Consider the following 20,679-nt stretch of genomic DNA (forward strand, 5'->3'; position numbering starts at 1 on the left):
TTTTGTTTTATTTTTTATATGCTACCACATTTTGTTTTGAAGTACCTAAACCTTCAATACCAAGTTCTACAACATCACCAGCTTTTAAATATAATGGTGGAGTTAAACCAAGACCAACACCGAAAGGTGTTCCTGTAGAGATAATATCACCAGGTAGTAAGGTCATAAATTGACTAATATGACTGATAGATTGTTGAATGTTAAAAATAAAGTCGGAAGTTGAACTGTTTTGCATCACTTCACCATTTAATTTTAACCATAAGTTTAAATTATTAGGATCTTTAATTTCATCGGTAGTAGCAATAAAAGGACCAATAGGAGCGAAGGTGTCGCAACTTTTCCCTTTTACCCATTGTCCAGAACGTTCTAATTGAAAAGCACGTTCGCTAACATCATTATGTAATACGTAACCCGCAATATGATCGAAAACATCAGCTTCTTCAACATACGATGCTTTTTTACCAATAACAACAGATAACTCAACTTCCCAGTCGGTTTTAGTACTACCTTTAGGAATCATGATATCATCATTAGGACCAACGATAGCAGAGGTTGCTTTAAAAAATAATACAGGTTCTTTAGGAACATCCATACCAGCTTCAGCAGCATGTTGTGCATAGTTTAAACCAATACATACAATTTTAGAAGGTCTTGTTAAAGGCGCTCCTAAACGTACGTTATCATCAACTTCAGGACAATTAGATTGATTTGTTTCTAACCAAGTTTTTAATTTTTCAATACCATTATTTCCAAAAAAAGCTTCATCATAATCGGTTCCAAATGCAGATACATCTAGTCTTGTTCCGTTTGCTAATTGAACGCCTGGTTTTTCATTATTGACGTCTCCAAATCGTATTAATTTCATCTTCTATATATTTAAATTCTTAATTTCCGTTTAATGTTACAAAACCGCCATCAATGGCGTAGTTTGAGCCTGTAATAAAACCTGCTTCATCAGAGCATAAAAACAAGGTTAAATCGGCTATTTCTTGTGTGCTTCCCATACGACCAATAGGCTGAGTTTTTGATAATTTATCAAACATTTCGTCTTCTTTTCCTGGGTAGTTGTTTTTTATAAAACCATCTACAAAAGGCGTATGTACTCTTCCTGGTGCAATGCAATTACAACGAATACCGTCTTTAATATAATCTTTAGCAATAGAATAAGTCATAGTAAGAACTGCGCCTTTTGTCATTGAATAGGCAAACCTATCATTGATACCAACAGTTGAAGCAATAGAAGCTAAATTTAAAATAACACCGCCACCGTTACTTTTTAAAGACGGAATTGCGGCTTTTATACAATTATAAACACCTTTAATGTTTACGTTATATAAACGATCTAAATCACCTTCTTCAACACTTTCAATATTACCAACATGGGCAATACCAGCATTATTTATTAGAATATCAATTTTTTCATTTTGTGTAATGTTATTGATAATATCAACCACATTTTGTTGGTTAGCAACATCGCATTTGTGAGCTTCTGCTTGAGCTTCAATAGCTTTTATTTCAGAAATAGTTTCTTCTGCAGCTTCTATATTGAAATCTAAAATATGAACTTTAGCACCTTGTTTAGCAAAGGTTAGAGAAATAGCTTTTCCTATGCCACTTCCGCCACCAGTTACAATAGCGACTTTGTTTTTTAAACTGAATTTTGCCATTTTTATAATGATTTATTTTGATGATTAATGTTGAATCTAATAAGCAGAAAAAACATTGATACAATAGTACAAGGAATATATAGGTGAATCTTCCTAAAATTTGATGAATTATGATACTATTTTTGCATTATTTGATTGTTTCGTAGGTTAAATGCAATCTATCGATCTGGTTTTAGAGCTTCATTTTTATGGTTTTTCACATAAACAGAAGGCGTACAATGCATTATTAATTTAAACTGTCTGTTAAAGTTTGAAATATTATTGAAACCAGACTCGTAGCAAACAGCAGCGATATTAAATTTGTTTTCGAGTAGTAATTTACAAGCATAACCAATACGTATTTCTGAAACATAACGCGAAAATGTTTTACGATTAATACGTTTAAAAAAACGACTAAACGCAGAAGCATTCATATGAGCAATTTTAGCAGCCTCTTCAAGACTGATACTTTTATTAAAGTTTTTAAAAATATAAGCTTGTACCTTATCTTGCGTGTCACTTTTTGTAGCATTAAAAGAATTTATAAAACCGAGACTCGATAAGCGTTTTACCTCTTTATGCTTTGCTAATTTATTGAGTATTTGTAAAAAAGACATGGTTTTATCAAAACCATCTAATTCCAGCATATTTTGAATATCACGAATGATGCTTTTGTCTGTATTAAGAAATTTTAAACCAAAACGCGCGCGCTCAAAAAGTTCTAAAAGGTGAATCATTTCGGGAGTTTCAAAAAATGTTCTGCCCAAATAATCTTGTTTAAAATGTATAGCAATGGCTTTGGCAGATTGTTTCGGACTTTTTTTAAAATAGTCTTCATCGTTTAACCACATGTGTGGCAAATTTTTTCCTATGAGAACAATATCTCCCACGCTAAATTTTTCAATACTATCACCAATAAAGCAGGTGCCTTCACTTTTAAGTACTACAACAAGTTCTAATTCTGGGTGATAATGCCATATTTTTAAAAAGTATGGGTATTCATTTACTTTTGTTGTAAAAGAACTGTTTGTTAGGTTGCTTCTGTCTAATAAATGAAGTTTCATTTATTCTGTTATTTTTATTCTATTTTGTTCTTGAATTGTTTTACTAGTTTCTGAATTAAATAAAGTAGCAAAAATATCAATATACTCTTCGTTAAAAACAATTTTATCAATGCATCCATTTTCGGGTGACAGATTGCACTTGTTCTTGAATTTTACAGATTTATCGATTCCTTTTTTTAAATCAGAAATAGCTATTTCAAATGTTTCAAGACTATAACTACTTTCAGGTGTATAAACAATTTGATTTAAATGCGTGTTATATGCAATTACTTCAAGAAAATCTTTTGCTTTAGGCTTAGCTTCCTTCGATAATGTTAAAACAGCATAACAACTCGTAGCACATCCGTGAGTCATATATATGTATTTATCATTATGTTCGGTTAAAATAGGTATAAAATATTTACGCATCAGTAAAGCGTTTTCCATCATAAATATGTTAGAATATTCTCCTTTTGACCATTTTATATATAAATCTGTTCTTTTTGTGTTATCATTTTTTACTAAGTAATTGATTTTCAATCCATCTGATGTTATAGTGTCTTTAGCGTACATCTTTAAATCAGCGAATTCACTATTTGAAAAATCAATCTTCTTAAATTCTATTTTTTTATTGCTTTTTGAGGTTAATTTTGAGGAGGGTATTCTTGTTGGTTTTTCTTTACAACTTAATACTCCTAATATTAAAAAAATGAAAAGTAAATTCGATTTCATTTGAATTTTTTATGATTCTAATATTACTAAAATAGCAATAATAATTTTATAAAAGCAAAAATAGTATTATTATTTGTTAATTGCTTTTAAAGAAGAATCTCTAATAACGAGCTCAGAATCAATAATAGTATTGTTTAATTTTGGAGTCCAATTAGTGGTATTTACTCTTTTTAAGAATGTTTCGGCAGCTAATTGCCCTATAGTTTCACTACGCTGATTAATAGTTGTTATAGAAGGTTTTACAAACGAGGTAAAAGTTTCATTACTAAAACCTACTAGAGCGATATCTTCGGGTACTTTAATATTGTTTTCTTCCAAGACTTGTAGTGCTCCCATTGCAGCAAAATCACTTGCAGCATAAACAGCATCAGGTCTTTCAGGAAGTTCTAATAATTGTTTCATGATTTTACGTCCATCAGCAATATAAAGTGTGCTTTCAGATATTAATTCTTCAACAATTGGTAATTTATATTTTGTTAACGCATCCTTATAACCAGAGATTCTGTTTTTGTAAATTCTAGTATGACTATGACCACCAATATGTGCAATCCTTTTGCAACCTTGGTTTTTAAGATGTTCAATGATTTTGAAACTGCTCTGGTAATCGTCAATACCAATATAATCGACAGCTAAGGCATCTTCACCACGGTCAAACATAATTAAGGGTGTGTCACTAGATTTTATTTTTTCGAAATGCTCTAATGTTTTTGTTTCATTAGCCATTGATGCAATGATGCCATCTACTTGAGTTAAAAGCAGCGATTCAATATTTTTACATTCTCTTGTAAATGATTCGTTTGATTGTGTTATAATAATATTATAGCCTTCTTTACTTAAAACGTTTTCAATTTTTTCAACAACCGATGAGAAAAAATGACTATTGGCTCTAGGTATCATAACACCAACTAAATTGCTTTTTCCTTTTCGTAAAGCTGTGGCTATATGGTTTGGTTGATAATTTAATGTTTCAGCAACTTGTTTAACGGCAGCTTTCGTTTTATCGCTAATTCTAGGGTGATTGTTTAAAGCTTTAGATACAGCAGAAGGTGTAATGTTTAAAGCATTAGCAATATCTTTTATGGTTGTTTTCTTTTTATTTTTCAAAAAAAAGTATAAGTTTGTTCAATCGATTGAACAAATATACTTTATTCTTTTTTAATGTAAAAAAATGAAGCTTATTTTGTTTACTGTTTAATCGATAAAAAGATATAATTAAATAAGAGGATGAAGTATATAGTTTGTGAAAAACCAGGAGCGTTTATCTTAAAAGAAAAGGAAGCACCTATAAGAAAGTCAGGAGAGGCTTTATTGAAAATAAAAAAAGTAGGTATCTGTGGAACAGATTTACATGCCTATGGAGGCAATCAAGCGTTTTTTACGTATCCAAGAATTTTGGGGCATGAATTAGCTTCAGAAGTTATAGAAATTGACGCCAATGAAAAAGGTATTAAGGCCGGAGATAAAGTTGTAGTGATGCCTTATGTTAGTTGTGGAGTATGTATAGCATGTAAAAATGGAAAAACAAATTGCTGCACAAATATAAGAGTACTTGGTGTGCATGCAGATGGCGGTATGCAAGAACAAATTTCTGTACCTGCTAATATTTTATTACCTGCAAATAATTTGTCGGATAACGAAATGGCTATTGTAGAACCTTTGGCTATTGGCGCACATGCGGTAAGAAGAGCTGATATAAAACCAGGTGAAACCGTTGCCGTTGTTGGTTGCGGACCTATTGGTATTGGTATTATGAAATTAGCTCAAATTGCTGGTGCAAAAGTAATTGCCATCGATATGAATGAGCAACGATTGCAATATGCTAAAGAAAAAATAGGCGTTGATTATATAGTGAAAGCGGGGGACAATGCTGTAAATGACATTTCTGAAATTACAAATGGCGATTTATGTACAGCAGTATTTGATGCTTCAGGAAATAAATTCGCATTAGAAGCTTGTCCTAGTTATATGTCGCATGGCGGCCGATTTGTTTTAGTAGGTTTATCAAAAGGCGAGTTAACATATAATCATCCAGCAGTACATGCTAAAGAAATGACTTTAATGTGTAGTAGAAATGCAACTACCGAAGATTTTGAACATGTAATAAGTGTGCTAAATCAATTTCCAACAGATTCTTTTATAACGCATTCTGTGCCTTTTACAGAGATGATAGCACATTTTGATAGTTGGTTAAATCCTGAAACAGGTGTTATAAAAGCAACCGTGAGTTTTAATTAAAAGAGTATTAAAATGATAATAGATTCTCATCAACATTTTTGGAAATATGAACCTGTTAAACACGAGTGGATTGATGATGATATGTCTACAATTCGTCGCGATTTTTTACCTTCCGATTTAGAAAAAGTTTATCATGAGAATGGTGTTGATGGTTGTGTCGCAGTTCAAGCAGATCAAACTTTAGCTGAAAATGATTTTTTATTAGATCTAGCAGCTAAGAATGATTTTATTAAAGGCATAGTTGGTTGGGTAGATTTACGAGGATATACTATTGATTCTGATTTAGAAAAATATAGAGCATTTGATAAAGTAAAAGGTTTTAGGCACGTTGTTCAAGGAGAATCCGATCATAATTTTTTGTTACGTTCTGATTTTTTAAAAGGCATTTCAAAGTTAGAAGCACATAATTTTACTTATGATATTTTAATTTTTCCGCATCAATTAGGAGCAACCTTAGAGTTTGTGAAACGTTTTCCAAATCAGAAATTTGTTATAGATCATATTGCAAAACCCTATATAAAAGATGATTTCTTTGATGGTTGGGCAGTATTAATGCAAGAAATTGCAAAGCAAGAAAATGTGTATTGTAAACTTTCTGGAATGATAACTGAAGCAGATTATAATACATGGACACCAAAACAGCTAGAGCCTTATATGGATTTAGTTTTAAATGCTTTTGGAACAAAACGCGTTATGTTTGGTTCCGACTGGCCTGTGTGTTTGGTAGCAGGAAATTATTCGCAAGTAAAATCAATTGTCACAAATTTTATAGTAAACCTTTCAGAAACTGAACAAGAAGCTATTATGGGAGGAAATGCTATTCAATTTTATAATTTAAAATAAGTATCATGGATTTAGGTTTAAAAGGAAAAGTGGTAGTTGTAACTGGAGCTGCAGGAATTAAAGGTAGTATAGGAGAAACTATTGTACAGCATTTAGCCGCAGAAGGTGCTATTCCTGTAATTGTGTGTCGCAACGATCGTGGATTTGGATATGAAAAAGCATTACAAGAACAAGGTATTGATGCTTTATTTGTAAAAACAGATTTATCTGATTATAAACAAATTGAGCAAGCTGCAAAAGTTATAGAAAATAAATACGGTAGAGTAGATGCGCTTATAAATAATGTGGGTGTTAATGATGGAGCAGGCTTAGATGCTTCTATGGACGATTTTATGTATTCGGTAAAATTAAATATGGTAAGCTATTTTGCAATGACTAAGTATTGTTTGCCTATGATTAAAAAAGTTAAAGGAAACATTTTGAATATAGGTTCTAAAGTAGCGCTAACTGGTCAAGGAGGAACCTCTGGTTATGCAGCTTCTAAAGGTGGTGTATATGGGTTAACCCGAGAATGGGCTGTCGATTTAATTAAGTATGGTATTCGTTCTAATGCCATTGTAATTGCCGAAAGTTGGACACCAGCTTACGATAATTGGATTAAAACATTGGAAAACGGAGAAGAGAAACTTCAATCTATTGTTAAAAAGATTCCTTTAGAAAACAGAATGACAATGCCTTCTGAAATTGCAGATCAATGTTTGTTTACAATCTCTGATAAAGCATCACATACTACAGGTCAATTTATTACTGTTGACGGAGGCTATGTACATTTAGACCGATCATTACTTACTAACTAGTGCTCAAAATCTTCATTAGTCTAAAAAAATAGGAATTTGATATTTTAATTGTTATTTTTTGCCAATAAAATAATTTAACTCATAAATACAATGAATAACACAATAAACAAGCCAATAGTGGTATCTAAAAAGATACTTATACCATTTATACTTGTAACATCTTTATTTGCCTTGTGGGGGTTTGCTAATGCAGTTACAGATCCAATGGTAAATGCATTTAAAAAGGTTTTAGAGTTATCAAATACACAAGCTTCATGGGTTCAAATGGCATTTTATGGTGGCTATTTTTGTATGGCATTGCCAGCGGCTATGTTTATGCGTAAATATTCTTATAAAGTAGGTGTATTAATAGGTTTGGCATTATATGCAACTGGCGCTTTATTGTTTTATCCGGCAGCTCAAAGTGAAAGTTTTGTTTTTTTCTGTTTAGGGCTATATGTACTAACATTTGGTTTAGCTTTTTTAGAAACGGCTGCTAACCCTTATATTTTGGCAATGGGGACAAAAGAAACAGCTACCCAACGTTTAAATTTAGCACAATCTGTAAATCCTCTAGGGTTACTAGCAGGTTTGTTAGTGGCAAAATACTTTGTTTATGACAATTTACAATCTGATGACATTGCAGATTTTGGAGCTTTAGATGAAGCAAAAAGAACTATGATAAGAGTCGCAGATTTAGCAGTAATTCGTGACCCTTATGTTGTTTTAGGTTTAGTTATCACAGCTGTATTTGTTCTATTTTTAGTTAGTAAAATGCCACAATCTAAAGAAGAAGGTACGATGCCTAGTTTAGGGAGTACTTTTTCAAAGTTAGCAGGCAATAGTAAATATGTTTTGGGTGTTTTAGCACAAATACTATATGTAGGTGCACAAATTATGACATGGACATACATCTATCAATATGCAGAAGCTATTGATTTAGCTAATCTAGGCGTAGAAGAATATGAAAAGATTGATGTGTTTGCATATCAGTTTTTAGCTTTTATACTATTTACTGTAGGACGTATTGTTGGTACTGCTATGCTACGTTATATGAGTCCAGGTAAACTGTTAATGTTTTTTGCTTTATTGGCAGTAGGGTTTGTTGCAGGATCTATTTTTATTGAAGGTATGTTTGGTTTGTATAGTGTTGTGGGCATTTCTTTTTGTATGTCTTTAATGTTTCCAACCATATACGGTATTGCTTTAAACGATTTAACAGAGGAGCAATCTAAAGTAGGGTCTGCAGGATTAGTGATGGCAATTGTAGGAGGTGCTTTATTACCTATGTTACAAGGTATGATAATTGATGCTGGAGGGAGTGGAGTTGCCGACACTAAAATAATGGGAGTATCTGAGGTTAATTTTTCTTTTATATTGCCATTAGCTTGTTTTATATACATTGCTTGGTATGGTATGCATGTTTTTAAGAAACATGAAGTAAAAACTAATTAATAAATAATTATGAAAAGGTTTTTTCTTTTTTGTGATTTAAAAGATGATGCTAAATTAATTGCAGAATATAAAGATCATCATAAATCTGTTTGGCCAGAAATAATAAAAAGTATTAAAGATTCTGGTATTGAAAACATGGAAATCTATAATAATGGTAATAGATTATTCATGGTTATTCAAGCTAATGATACATTTTCATTTGAAGCTAAGGCTAAAATGGATGCTTCTAATTCTAAAGTACAAGAATGGGAGAATTTAATGTGGAAATACCAGCAAAAGATACCATGGGCTAAAGAGGGGGAGAAATGGCTTTCTTTGGAGCAAATTTTTAAGCTATAAATTAGTTTTTTCGAAAACGCTGTGTTTTTAAAATGTTCTTTTTTCTTATTATGAAGATTATTGATAAATGGGGCTTTGTTAACCTGTTTATTCTCAATAAAAACAAAACCCTGTAAACTAATGTTTATAGAATATTAAAAACATCATGTTAATAATAAGGAACTGATTCGGCACTGCATCTTAAAATTTATTTTAAATAGAATATGGATATTCAATATTCTTATTAATTCTTGAAAATCACATAGAATTACTTCACAGTTTGGTTAAATTTTATAATCACGAAGCAAAGAGCACGAACTAATTATTAACGCTTGAACTAAAGTGAAAATATAAGCGTTTCTATATTAATTATTAAAATATTCTTTAGGAGATTTACCATAAAATTCTCTAAAAGAGCGCGAAAAGTATGTAGGGCTTGAGAAACCTGTTTCATAAGCAGCCTGAGAATAATTATGTTTTCCTTTTGAAATAAGTTTAACGGCTTCTTTTAAACGGATTGCTTTTATAAATTCGGTAGAAGAACACCCTGTTAGTTTTTTTAGTTTTATGTGAAGTAATGAACGACTAACACTCATTTCTTTAGTTATAAAAGTAACGTCTAGATTTTTATTATTAATATTATCTTTTATTAGGGTTGTTAAGTTTTTAATGAAAATTTTATCAGATTCACTATGTCCAATATCTTCTGTATTGATAAATTCATCTGATCTAAATTTTTCAATAATATGCTTACGTGTATTTAGTATGTTCTCTATATTTTGTTTTAGGATTTTAGGATAAAATGGTTTTTCAACATAATAATCTGCTCCAGATTGAAAGCCTTCAAGTTTACTTTCTGGACTAGTTTTTGAAGTTAATAATACAATTGGTATGTGAGAAAATTCAATGTTTTTCTTTATTTTAGTTGAGAATTCAATACCATCCATTTCAGGCATCATTACGTCGCTAATTATAAGTTCTGGCGAGATGCTTTTTAACTTTTCTAAAGCAACCTTTCCATTTTCTGCCGTAACTATTTTGTAGTTTGTACTTAATATTTCTTTCATAAATACAATTAATTCAATATTGTCTTCTACTATTAAAATTAGAGGTTTTGACGAAAATAAATCTAAATTATTTACTAGTTTGTTTCCTTCAGAAATGGTGTGTTTTAAAATATTTAAATTATCACTATTCATTTTATTGTTTTGACTAGCATCTTCTACTATTTCATCTTGAGTATAGTCATCAATAGAAGCAGGCAGTATTACGGTAAAAGTGGTTTTTTTATTTTCAATACTTTCAATATTAATAGAACCTTTGTGTAAATCAACAATACTTTTTACATAAGCTAAACCAATTCCAGAACTAAGGTGATTATAATTGTTTTTATTTTCTACTTGAAAAAAACGGTCAAAGACCTTATCTAGCATTTCAGGTTTTATTCCTTTTCCTGAGTTTGAAACTTTTATAATTAAATCTGTTTTTGAGTTTAATTGATTTCGTTTTTTTAATGATACAGAAAAACTAACTTTACCATCTCTTGGGGTGTGATTAAAGGCATTAGATAATAGGTTTAAAACTATTTTGTCAACTTTGTTAATATCAAAGTAAGCTTGTTTATTTGGTTTAGTAAACGTTTGTTTGTATTTAATGTTTTTGTTTTTTGCTAGAGCGTCAAATGATATTGAAATATCTTCCATGTATTCTAAAACGTTACAAGATGAAACTTTTAATTTTTCACTCCCAGTATCTATTTTTCTGAATTCTAGTAATTCTTTAATTAGTTGTAGTAATCTATTCGCATTGCGGTCAATACCTAAAAGTTGTTTTTTTAACTTTGGACTAAGTTTTTCTTCGTCAATAATTTTTTTAAGAGGTCCTAATATAAGAGTTAATGGTGTTTTTAGTTCATGAGATATATTAGTAAAAAATTCAAGTTTTACTTTATTTATTTCATTAGCATGTGTTTTTTCTCTACGTTCTAGTTCTACTAAAGTTTTAGATTTTTCTATTTTTTTACCAATTTTAAAAACAATAATAATAGCAATAAGAACTAATAAAAAGTAAATAAAATACGCCCAATTAGTTAGCCAAAAAGGAGGGCTGATTATTATGATAAGTTGCCTTTCTTTAGCGTCCTCTTGATTTGTATTTAAAAATGCTTTTACTTTAAAGGTATAAGTACCGGGACTTAAATTAGTATACGTAGCAAAGTTGTTATTGCTTTTGTTGTTCCATGGTGTTTCTAAACCTTCTAAGTAGTATAGGTATTTACATCGTCCGTTAGAATTATAATTAAAAGCAGAAAATTCTATGGTAAAAATATTTTGATTATATTTTAATTCAAGTGTATCAATTTGATTGATAGACTCTTTCAGAGTTTCAGAATTTAAGGGGCTTTGTTGTTTATTAAATAATTGAAAACTTGTAAACGCTATGGGGTGGTTTTTTATAGGTAATGGCTTTAATTTTTCATTAAAAGAAATCATTCCATTGTTTCCTCCAAAATAAGTAAAGTCATGACTGTCTTTAAATGATGCACGAAAGTTAAATTGATTAAAAGGAATTCCAGAATTATTATCAAAAAGTATATACTTGTTTTTTTTGACAGAAAATTTCACAAGTCCTTTATCGGTACTTGCCCAATACCAGTCATTAATACCTTCTTCAATACTAAAAATCCAATTAGCAGGAAATCTATTGTCGGTATTAAATTGTTGTATTGTTTTGTTTTTAGTATTGTAGCAAGTTAAGCCTTTATAGCAATCTCCAATCCATAATTGGTCCTTAGAGTCTGATTTTACAAAGGTTATGTTTTTAATTTCAGGAATTAAGTCAAAGGGTTTTAAAATGTCGTTTTCTAAGTCGTAGCTATAAGCCTGACTTGTTGTTGCAAACCAAAGTTTATTATTACTATAGGTTATACTTTGAAATTGTTTAGACCCAATTATTTCGGGCTTTAATTTTTTAAACTTTTTTTCTTTTAAATTGTAACTAACTATTCCTGAGTTAGTCGCAATATATATAGTGTTTTTTAATAAATAGAATTTAAAAATTGAGTTAGATAATTGATTGTTTGTGTTTTCTCTATTATAATATTTAATTTTATTGGTTTTGGTATTAATAATATTAATGCCTCCTGTATATGTAGCAACCCAAAGTTCATGTTTGCTAACAAAAAGTAGATCATGAATATTGTTATAACTAAGTTTAACCTTACTGTCTTTAGAATTGTAACTTGTAATTTCTCCTGTTAGGGTATTTATTTTATTTATACCATTATCTTCCATTCCAACCCATAAATTCTTTTCAAAATCTTCAGTTAAACTACTTACTACACTTCCAGTTATTTGCCATTTACCATAACCAGATTTCCAAGATTTAAAAAATGTTTGTTCTCCATCCCATAAATTGATGCCTCCAAAATAAGTACCTAACCAAACATTACCGTTTACATCGCAAAATGATGAATAAATAGGATTCGAATTTAACCCATTAGGGTTTGATAATTTAAAATTATGAATATCAATTAGAGCATCTTTTAAAGAATAAATTGCTAAGCCATTTTCGGTTCCTATCCAAATTCTTCCATATTTATCCTCAGTTATGCAATGAATAAAATCATGAGGTAGTTTTTTGTTTTTTTTAGAGAAAAAAGATGAAGTATTATTATCTAGATTTAATGATGCTATACCATGATCATAAGAACTTACCCATAAATTATTTTGGGAATCAATAAAACGGAAATCAAATTGATTAGTATTTAGCTTTTGAGGTAAGTTATATTTAATAAGTTTTTTTTCAATAATGTTATAGCAATATATTATAGCTTCATTATTATTTGAAAATGTTAACCAGTTATTTTTTATATATAAATTAGTGTATTTAGTATCTTTTTTAAGTTGAAAAAGCTTCGTTTTTTGTCTTAGACTTTCTCTTTTATTAGTTTTTTTATTTAAAAAAAATATCTGGTCGTTTTGCCGAACCCAAAAACCATCTTCGACATTGTATATGTTGTTTGTAGGTCCAAGATTTGTTAATAATGTGTATTCGAAAAAAGCTTCTTTGTTATTATCATAATAAAAATACTTTTCATTATTAGCTCTTGCTAATAATATAGAATCATTCGTAATCAATAATTTATTTGAAAAAAAATTTACTAGCTTATTATTTCTATCATATGCGGGGAATTCTCGGAATGTTATGCCATCAAAACGTACAACAGCATTACGTGTAGCGGCCCAAATATAACCTTCATGATCTTGAATAATACTTTTTACGTAAGATGATGGTAGACCATCTTCTGTTGTGAAATGAGTAAATTGAATACTCTTATTGTTTTGAGATACTGAAACTTTAAAAAAGAATAGAGCTAATAATATAAATATTACATGTGGATAATTTTTTTCAATTATGAACTTTTTTTTCATTTAAAAAAATAATAAAATTATAAAAACACAAATATTTATGACTGAATAATCAAAGTAAAAATTATCTTTAATAGTGTTTTAAAGCAATTTGAATTTTTACCAAAATAGTAAATTAGATATTATATAAAAATAAATAAATAATCCTAAAGTAATACTATATTATCTTTATTTAGTACTTGTTAATGAGGTTTTGTTTAATATAGTGTAGTGAAAGTTAATTGTTTCATTGTGTTTTTACCCTATTAAAAATTCATCTCCATACATTTTATAAGAGTGAATAAGCTATTTATTTTTATAAAAAGGGTTTTATAATTGTGATAGTATAACCAGTTTATATTTATAAATTTAAAATTCAACCACATCTGTGTTAATTAATTTAAATTGGTAAGGCCATTGTTCATCAGGTGTTTTATCAGGGTTTTCTCCCCATCTATTTGGTCTAGACCAATGTTTGGTAGGAGCACCAGTAACCACTAGCCATAAATGTGCTGTATTTTTGGGAACTTTAAAAGATACTTTGTCTTTTGTTTTTTTGAAAACTTTGCTATATATGCGTTCTCCATTTTTGATTTGAGCCACAAAACCATAATGCCATCCTGCATTTTCAATTTTTACTTTAGCAAAACCATCTGTTCCAGCAATTCCTTTAAAAGCTAACTTTATTTTAGATTTTGATTCAGGAACTTTAAGTTTTATACCATTATATCCATAGTTTTGAGGGCAGTTAATAGAGTCAACTGCATACCAACCATTTTTTAATTTATTTACTTTTGTCTTGTGTATATTGGCATATGGTTTAGCTATAGAATCAATTCTTTTTAAATCCCAAGTAATAAACCTTCTAGAAGCATCAAACATTTCATCATTAAACTCCTCTTGTGAAAGGTTCTTCAAACGTTTGTATGTCATAATAGCATCTTCTCCTTCTTCAGTATTTCTCATTAGTTTACCAAAAAAATCTTTTCCATGTTTTTGAGACCAATATTCAATTACATAAGGCGAGTGATAGGTGTTGTATGGATGTAAAAAGCCATAGTGTGTACCTTTTAAATAATCTACTAAATGATAGTTTTCAAAAGTCATCCATTCTGGGTACACTTGCCATAGCATATATTGAGCAGACATTTCCATAATAGGTCCTTGAGGTCCTTTGCCTGTGTCTGCATGACTTAAATACTGAAAACTATGACCTAATTCATGTGCTAAAACGCCATAAGGTTCTTTGTTTACACGAATAGCAGGTGTCCAGAAAACCCCAACTTTATTTTCTTGTCCGCCTCCGTAGGCGGTTCTTCCTTCTCCTTTAAATACATAGATTAAAATTTTATAGGTATCGATAAGAGAATTACCTGTTTGAACAAGTTTTAATTCATTTACATATTTATCATAGATACGCTCGCATTCACTTAGCATTTTTTTTGGATTGAATCTTTCGGATTCATTTTTGTTATTTATAGGATTCTTACCATAATCTTTATGCCAAAAAATCGCAAAATTTTCAGATGAGACCATATGATTAAAATTATAGTCACTATTTGAATTGGTGTAATTATTTGCTTCAGGAACCATCCATACTTTTGAAGGGATGTAAAGTTCTTTCTTTGTTTTTTCTTGTGCAGGTACAGTAAAGAATAAAAAGAAAAAGGAGATAATAAAAAGTGGTGTTAAAGCTCTTTTTTGTGCCATATTATACTAATAATTAATTTTTTGTAAAATATTAACGTTTATTTACATCAAGATTATTTAGAATTGAATAATTCATAAAAATAAGAAGCAGCTACCAAATCTTCCAAAGCATGACCTACAGATTTAAAATAGGTGATTTCGGTTTCTGATTTTCTTCCTGTTTTTGTATTACTACATAATTCAAATAAATCTGCTTTTATATCTTCTTTTGTAATAACTCCGTTAGTTAGTGGAATTAAAATATCACCGCTTTCTTTTAGCCCACCTTGGTAGGTATCAATAAAAACACTTGACTTTTTAATAGCTTCGTCATCTGCTTCACGTGTATCTTTTTTATAAGCACCAACCAAGTCTAAATGTTGTCCTTCTTTCAGCCATTTTCCAAAAACAAGTGGAGTAGGAGATAAGGTTGCACAAGAAATAATATCAACATCAGAAACTTTGTCCTCTATATTTTCAATAGCTGTACATGTAAATGATTCGTTTTTAAGAGTATCACAAACTTTTTGAGCTTTTTCAATATTTCTTCCCCACACATAAACGGTTTTAATAGGTCTAACACTTGCATGGGCTTTGATTAAATTAATAGACAATGCTCCAGTTCCAACCATTAACATAGAAGAAGAGTCTACTCTTGAAAGAAAACTACTAGCCAATGCTGAGGCTCCTGCAGTTCTTTTTACGGTTAATGACTTTGCTTCTAAAATAGATTTGATATCGCCTTTATGTGCATCTAAGTATAAGTACATTCCTTGTATAGCAGGTAAATCATATTTACCGTTATTAGGACTTACGGTTACAATTTTTACACCTAAATTTTTACCTGGATTAAAAGCAGGCATTAATAACAAAGTAGAATCTTTATTTTCTTGTGGATTTTGAAAATCATGATGATGTCGCATAGGGACTTCAATATCTGAGTTTGAAAATCCTTCTTTTAGTGCATTTATTAACGTGTTGAAATTACAGTTTTCATTAATGAAATCATCGGAAATAAAAGGTATTGTGCTCATTGTTAGTTTTAATTTTGTGTAATTTTTGTTTGATATATACTGAATATAAATTATAGTTTGTTTAAATGTTTATTAATTTTTTACTCATTAGATTTAATTGAATCAAAGTATTTTAATCTGTTAGGAATAGTTTGAGTGATTTTATTATAATCTATTGATGACATTCTGTTTTTTCGGTATCTTATTGCAAACCATGTTAAAAAACTTTCTGCAATATCTTCTCTAATAGGGTTTTCTTTAGCATAGGTTGAAATATAATGATGATCATCTTTTTGTGATTTCTTCCAATTGATTGATTTAGCATGGATTGAATCAAGAGATGTATGGCAAGCTTCGTGTATTAATGTTTCTTCAATAATACCATCTTTTTCATAAATTACGCTTTGTCCCGTATGTATAAGTATTGAATGATTACCACCTCCAAAAGGTTTAGTCCCTTTTTGAATCCATATTTCGTTTATACCAATTCTTAAAACATAAGGTAGTTGACCAATAAGGAAAGCATATTTTTTAGCCTCAATTGTAGCAGTGTTTAAATTACCAAATTCTGAATTTACCTGTGCTCTACTTGTTAAACCATCATTCCATTTAACATCAAATAGATAGGCGTTTACGGTAATCCAATCATTTTTTCTTCGGTCAAACATTTTAACCATTTTCACACTTGTGTAAGTTATGCTTATAAGAGAAGAAGGATCTGAATCTTTAACAATATTGGGGTTCATAAATATTGTTCCATGATAAGGTGGTTTTACTTGGGTATTGGTATTAATAAATAGAATAATAATAAGTAGAAGAAGTTGTTTCATGATTTTTGGACAGCTACTTTTAGAGATATTAAGCTTTATTTAAAAGCGTTAAATTAAATTTATTTATGTAGGAATACTAATTGTTTATTATCTGATGATTTGTAAAAATTATCATTTCTATTTTCTGAGATGACAATGAGGGGATTACTTTTATTTAGTGATTTTAGGTTGATTTTTTAGTGTTTTAATGTTTCTAAATTAAAAATAAAAAGAGGTAATAGTTTAAAATTATTACCTCTTTTTTATTAAGAACTATTGGGAGTAAAAAATGTTTATAAATTTTATTTCAAATTCAATTATTTTATTAGAAGTTTATTTGTTATCACAGTTTCATCCATTTTAACTTTAACAAAATACATAGAATTAACCATTCCTAATGTTGATTTGTTTAATATAAGTCTGTTATTTCCTTTATGTAATGAATGATATATTTCTTTCCCTAATACATCATATATTGTTACGTCCATATTTCTCACAAGTTTCTGATTGTTTAACTCAATTACAAAATTTGAGTCTGTAGGGTTTGGGTGTATACGCAATAAGTCTCCATTGGTTTCAATATTATTTACAGCTAATGGATTTTCAATTGTACCATATGCTCTCCATTCTAAAATACCTGTTGATTCTATATTGTTTTTAAATGTAACTCTTAATGAATTAGTAAGTATAGTCTCCGATGTTAATTCATTAAAACTATCAGCTTCTATACCTATATCATTCCATTTAACCCATGCAGTACCGTCCCAATATTCAACATAAGCTTCTGTAGGAATCAAAATTCCGTTATTATCAGTCCACCAATATATATCGGTTAATGTAATGTAATATTCTTGTTCCCAATTGTATTGCACGTATCTAAAAGTATCTGGACTAGGCCAATTACCGTAAGCATCACCATTTTTATCAGTAGAAGATGTTGGTGTTATGCCATTATTTACAGCAAAAAGTTCTTCCCAATTAGAAACATAATCTGTAGTAACTTCTGCAAATACAGCAATATTACCATCAAAAGGATCTAACTCTTCAACATAGCATTGTTTATCAGTAGCTTCTGGAGCAGGATCACCAAAATAGGTGTTGTTACAGTTAAAGTTTCCGTCTACGTTGTATATGTAAAAGTAATTACCTGGAGATCCATAGGCAATATTTACCTTACCAGAATGAGGATAACTACAAGATCCATTATCTAATGAACAGCTACTATAAATGTTGGCTAAAGTCGTTTTTGCTTTTTCTAATATAAAAGTTTGACTACTTTCTATGTCACAACTGTTTGTATAACTTACTTTGTATTCTCCGAATTCTGAATCTGCAACAGAAGAAAGAATAATATCTCTTGATTGCGAAGTAAAGCCATTAGGCCCTGTCCAGCTCCACTTTCCTGTATCAGTTTCATCATCATGAAAAGAAGGGTGTAACTTTACACTTGTACCTAGATTAACTCCAACTTTTTGAGTAGGAAGTAAAGATCCTTGTTCTAACTGAAATTCAGGAAATAGTGACGTGAAACTACACCCTGTTTCAGTATATAATTCTGCTATTTCTGATTCAGAAAGTGAATAATCATACATTTTTAATGAAGCTATCGTTCCTGTTAAATATTCTGCAGCATCTCCTGAAAAACCTACTAAGATTCTACCATTAGAGTTTACATACAAATTCTTTTGTTCTTGTGCATTTAATACACCATCTACATATACGCGCTCAATATTACCGTCAAAAGTTAAGGTAATATTATGCCATTTACCTTTTTCAGGTACTGTTGTATAGCCCATATCATGTTGATCCCAGTGAGCGGAAGCTCCCCAGTTATTATTAGTTCCATAATTCAGTGCGGCATAAGTACCCATTGGGCCGCCACGATTTGCCCATGTAAGAATACATTCTGAAGGTCCTACATTGGGATTGTTTACCCATGTAGATACTGTATATGGAGCATTCCAAGTTTGACTATCTGGGTTTCTCTTGCTAAGCTCCATATAATCTGAACCTCCAAAAGTAAAACCTCTACGATTATCTATATCTTCAACAATAATATTACCTATAGTAGTAAATGTACCTCCTAAAGTACCTAGGTTTTGTAATTCAGTTATTTTTTCTCCCGTACTAAATGATGATGCATTAATATCAAGTAATTTATTTCCTCGTGTAACAATTACTGGCCCTTCTGTTTGCTCTGGATTTTCAAAAACACTAAAGTCAGTTGTATTATTATAAACCTTTATATTCCAAATTGCTGGAAATAAACCCGCTTTTTGAACTCCAGTAACGGTTACTTTGATGTATCTAGCCATCACATCTCCATCATCAAGCATTGGGCTTCCTACTTTTTTATTCTGAGTTTTGTCAGCATAAATCATCCAGTTTGTAGCATCAGAACTGTATTCTATTTTGTATTGGTAATAATAAATAGGAAATTCAAAATCAGTAAGTATTCTTTTTACATTTTGAGTAGATCCTAAGTCTATTTGCAACCATTCTCCCATATTTGAAGTACCTGCTTTCCAGATAGTGCCATTATTTTGGTCTACAGCATTCATAGGTAGGTAATCATAATTATTAATATCATCTGAATAATATGAAGAGGCTGTAACGGTTTTTTGATATGCAAGATCTGTTAATAGAATTTGATCCGTTCCTAATAGTCCGATTCCGGTATGTGTAAGATTTACTTTTTCAATTTTACCTACACCAAAAGTAACAGGATCAACACATACCTGTCTTACTAACCCTCCTAAACCATTGGGGTTTGTGTGTCTATGATAAGCAATATAGTAATCTTCTCCATCTTTAAAAAAGGAATGGTGTCCAGGGGCACTAATACCATTGTTAGTAGCTTCTGTAATTGGATTATTTGCTCCAGCAGTAAATGTTCCAGTAGGACTATTACTTGTTGCGTATAGCACTCTGTAAGAGTCATCATGAGTACTTCCGGCAGAATAGCTTAAATAGTAAACGCCATCCTTTTTAAGCATATAAGGAGCCTCAAATACATCTGGTAATTGAGTATTAGGTATAATCCCTTTTTGATTAGGGTCAGGCATCATATTTACATCTAGTTTGGCCCAACCTACACCATGACCATTATATGTAGCCCATGTACAGTAATATATATAGTAAGATCCGTCATCATCTTTGAAAACATGTGGGTCAAGTGGAATGATTGGTTCATTAAAATTAGCAGGTAATACAGGTGACCCATCATTCGTCATTGATACCCATGGACCAATAGGTGTGTCGGAAACATAACCAAATATATTACATCCTCCGTATTGACTTCTACAACTACTATAGTAATAGTAGTAGCGTCCATCATCTCCCTCAACAATATCAGGAGCCCATACATCTTCTGTTTTTAAATTTGGAAGATCGAATTTGTAATTACTCCAGTTTTTAAAATCTTTACTTACCCATACCTGAGGGTCTCCCGATGCTAATTCAATGGCATCAGTTGTTGCATATAGATACCATGTGTCTCCAAATTTTTTAATAGTAGGGTCTGCAAAATATCCTGGTACAATCGGATTTCCATTACCAGGTGCATTATATTGAGCAGATACTTTGAGACCTGTAAAGAAAAGACACAATATTGAAATTATTAAAATTCTAATTTTCATTGTTTACGATTTAAGTTTATTAGTTGTAATGAATTTATTATTACTCATAATTTAATCTACACATCTTCTTAAC

The 20,679-nt window shown here is 30.3% G+C and carries 15 protein-coding genes; 5 read left to right on the top strand and 10 right to left on the bottom strand.

Features of this window, described 5'->3' with window-relative positions; genetic code table 11:
- Positions 1 to 7: 7 nt before the first annotated feature.
- The 5 genes from ACH5TX_RS17210 to ACH5TX_RS17230 all read right to left on the bottom strand — a co-directional run bounded on the left by ACH5TX_RS17210 (position 8) and on the right by ACH5TX_RS17230 (position 4,525).
- Positions 8 to 865: a fumarylacetoacetate hydrolase family protein gene (locus ACH5TX_RS17210; protein WP_439340731.1), complete on the bottom strand. Its 858-nt coding sequence runs from the start codon at positions 863 to 865 to the stop codon at positions 8 to 10.
- Positions 866 to 884: 19 nt separating this feature from the next.
- Positions 885 to 1,667, bottom strand: a complete 783-nt coding sequence (locus ACH5TX_RS17215) for an SDR family NAD(P)-dependent oxidoreductase (protein WP_439340732.1) — start codon at positions 1,665 to 1,667, stop codon at positions 885 to 887.
- 158 nt (positions 1,668 to 1,825) lie between these two features.
- On the bottom strand, positions 1,826 to 2,710 hold the full coding sequence (locus tag ACH5TX_RS17220) for an AraC family transcriptional regulator (protein WP_439340733.1): 885 nt from the start codon (positions 2,708 to 2,710) through the stop codon (positions 1,826 to 1,828).
- Positions 2,711 to 3,421: a hypothetical protein gene (locus ACH5TX_RS17225; protein WP_439340734.1), complete on the bottom strand. Its 711-nt coding sequence runs from the start codon at positions 3,419 to 3,421 to the stop codon at positions 2,711 to 2,713.
- A gap of 69 nt (positions 3,422 to 3,490) precedes the next feature.
- Positions 3,491 to 4,525 carry a LacI family DNA-binding transcriptional regulator gene (locus ACH5TX_RS17230; RefSeq protein WP_439340735.1) on the bottom strand — a complete coding sequence of 345 codons (1,035 nt, stop codon included), beginning with the start codon at positions 4,523 to 4,525 and terminating at the stop codon, positions 3,491 to 3,493.
- Positions 4,526 to 4,645: 120 nt separating this feature from the next.
- Between ACH5TX_RS17230 and ACH5TX_RS17235 the strand changes: the two genes are divergently transcribed.
- From ACH5TX_RS17235 to ACH5TX_RS17255, 5 genes are all read left to right on the top strand, one after another.
- A complete protein-coding gene (locus tag ACH5TX_RS17235) occupies positions 4,646 to 5,656 on the top strand; it encodes a zinc-binding alcohol dehydrogenase family protein (protein ID WP_439340736.1) in 1,011 nt (336 codons plus the stop codon).
- Between the two features lie 12 nt (positions 5,657 to 5,668).
- Positions 5,669 to 6,499: an amidohydrolase family protein gene (locus tag ACH5TX_RS17240; RefSeq protein WP_439340737.1), complete on the top strand. Its 831-nt coding sequence runs from the start codon at positions 5,669 to 5,671 to the stop codon at positions 6,497 to 6,499.
- A 5-nt stretch (positions 6,500 to 6,504) separates the two neighbouring features.
- Complete coding sequence (locus ACH5TX_RS17245) at positions 6,505 to 7,296, top strand: SDR family oxidoreductase (RefSeq protein ID WP_439340738.1); 792 nt, start codon at positions 6,505 to 6,507, stop codon at positions 7,294 to 7,296.
- Between the two features lie 90 nt (positions 7,297 to 7,386).
- Positions 7,387 to 8,730: an L-fucose:H+ symporter permease gene (fucP, locus tag ACH5TX_RS17250; protein ID WP_439340739.1), complete on the top strand. Its 1,344-nt coding sequence runs from the start codon at positions 7,387 to 7,389 to the stop codon at positions 8,728 to 8,730.
- Positions 8,731 to 8,739: 9 nt separating this feature from the next.
- Complete coding sequence (locus ACH5TX_RS17255) at positions 8,740 to 9,069, top strand: L-rhamnose mutarotase (RefSeq protein WP_439340740.1); 330 nt, start codon at positions 8,740 to 8,742, stop codon at positions 9,067 to 9,069.
- A gap of 344 nt (positions 9,070 to 9,413) precedes the next feature.
- Here ACH5TX_RS17255 and ACH5TX_RS17260 read toward each other — a convergent pair whose 3' ends face one another.
- The 5 genes from ACH5TX_RS17260 to ACH5TX_RS17280 form a co-directional block, all read right to left on the bottom strand.
- Entirely contained in the window at positions 9,414 to 13,481 is a 4,068-nt protein-coding gene (locus ACH5TX_RS17260; protein WP_439340741.1) for a hybrid sensor histidine kinase/response regulator transcription factor, read from the bottom strand.
- Positions 13,482 to 13,826: 345 nt separating this feature from the next.
- The gene (locus tag ACH5TX_RS17265; RefSeq protein WP_439340742.1) at positions 13,827 to 15,167 is read right to left on the bottom strand and encodes a DUF6055 domain-containing protein; all 1,341 of its coding nucleotides are present in this window, start codon (positions 15,165 to 15,167) and stop codon (positions 13,827 to 13,829) included.
- A 53-nt stretch (positions 15,168 to 15,220) separates the two neighbouring features.
- On the bottom strand, positions 15,221 to 16,180 hold the full coding sequence (gene lhpI / locus ACH5TX_RS17270) for a bifunctional Delta(1)-pyrroline-2-carboxylate/Delta(1)-piperideine-2-carboxylate reductase (RefSeq protein WP_439340743.1): 960 nt from the start codon (positions 16,178 to 16,180) through the stop codon (positions 15,221 to 15,223).
- An 80-nt stretch (positions 16,181 to 16,260) separates the two neighbouring features.
- Positions 16,261 to 16,989, bottom strand: a complete 729-nt coding sequence (locus tag ACH5TX_RS17275; RefSeq protein WP_439340744.1) for a hypothetical protein — start codon at positions 16,987 to 16,989, stop codon at positions 16,261 to 16,263.
- 296 nt (positions 16,990 to 17,285) lie between these two features.
- The gene (locus ACH5TX_RS17280) at positions 17,286 to 20,606 is read right to left on the bottom strand and encodes a family 43 glycosylhydrolase (RefSeq protein ID WP_439340745.1); all 3,321 of its coding nucleotides are present in this window, start codon (positions 20,604 to 20,606) and stop codon (positions 17,286 to 17,288) included.
- Positions 20,607 to 20,679: the final 73 nt, after the last annotated feature.

It is taken from the genome of Thalassobellus citreus (assembly GCF_044385915.1).
GTDB lineage: Bacteria > Bacteroidota > Bacteroidia > Flavobacteriales > Flavobacteriaceae > Thalassobellus > Thalassobellus citreus.

Excerpts from the sequence above, each read along its gene's own strand:
- ACH5TX_RS17210 (WP_439340731.1), bottom strand. The coding sequence starts at position 865 with ATGAAATTAATACGATTTGGAGACGTCAATAATGAAAAACCAGGCGTT.
- ACH5TX_RS17215 (WP_439340732.1), bottom strand. The coding sequence starts at position 1,667 with ATGGCAAAATTCAGTTTAAAAAACAAAGTCGCTATTGTAACTGGTGGC.
- ACH5TX_RS17220 (WP_439340733.1), bottom strand. The coding sequence starts at position 2,710 with ATGAAACTTCATTTATTAGACAGAAGCAACCTAACAAACAGTTCTTTT.
- ACH5TX_RS17225 (WP_439340734.1), bottom strand. The coding sequence starts at position 3,421 with ATGAAATCGAATTTACTTTTCATTTTTTTAATATTAGGAGTATTAAGT.
- ACH5TX_RS17235 (WP_439340736.1), top strand. The coding sequence starts at position 4,646 with ATGAAGTATATAGTTTGTGAAAAACCAGGAGCGTTTATCTTAAAAGAA.
- ACH5TX_RS17240 (WP_439340737.1), top strand. The coding sequence starts at position 5,669 with ATGATAATAGATTCTCATCAACATTTTTGGAAATATGAACCTGTTAAA.
- ACH5TX_RS17245 (WP_439340738.1), top strand. The coding sequence starts at position 6,505 with ATGGATTTAGGTTTAAAAGGAAAAGTGGTAGTTGTAACTGGAGCTGCA.
- fucP (WP_439340739.1), top strand. The coding sequence starts at position 7,387 with ATGAATAACACAATAAACAAGCCAATAGTGGTATCTAAAAAGATACTT.
- ACH5TX_RS17255 (WP_439340740.1), top strand. The coding sequence starts at position 8,740 with ATGAAAAGGTTTTTTCTTTTTTGTGATTTAAAAGATGATGCTAAATTA.
- ACH5TX_RS17260 (WP_439340741.1), bottom strand. The coding sequence starts at position 13,481 with ATGAAAAAAAAGTTCATAATTGAAAAAAATTATCCACATGTAATATTT.
- ACH5TX_RS17265 (WP_439340742.1), bottom strand. The coding sequence starts at position 15,167 with ATGGCACAAAAAAGAGCTTTAACACCACTTTTTATTATCTCCTTTTTC.
- lhpI (WP_439340743.1), bottom strand. The coding sequence starts at position 16,180 with ATGAGCACAATACCTTTTATTTCCGATGATTTCATTAATGAAAACTGT.
- ACH5TX_RS17275 (WP_439340744.1), bottom strand. The coding sequence starts at position 16,989 with ATGAAACAACTTCTTCTACTTATTATTATTCTATTTATTAATACCAAT.
- ACH5TX_RS17280 (WP_439340745.1), bottom strand. The coding sequence starts at position 20,606 with ATGAAAATTAGAATTTTAATAATTTCAATATTGTGTCTTTTCTTTACA.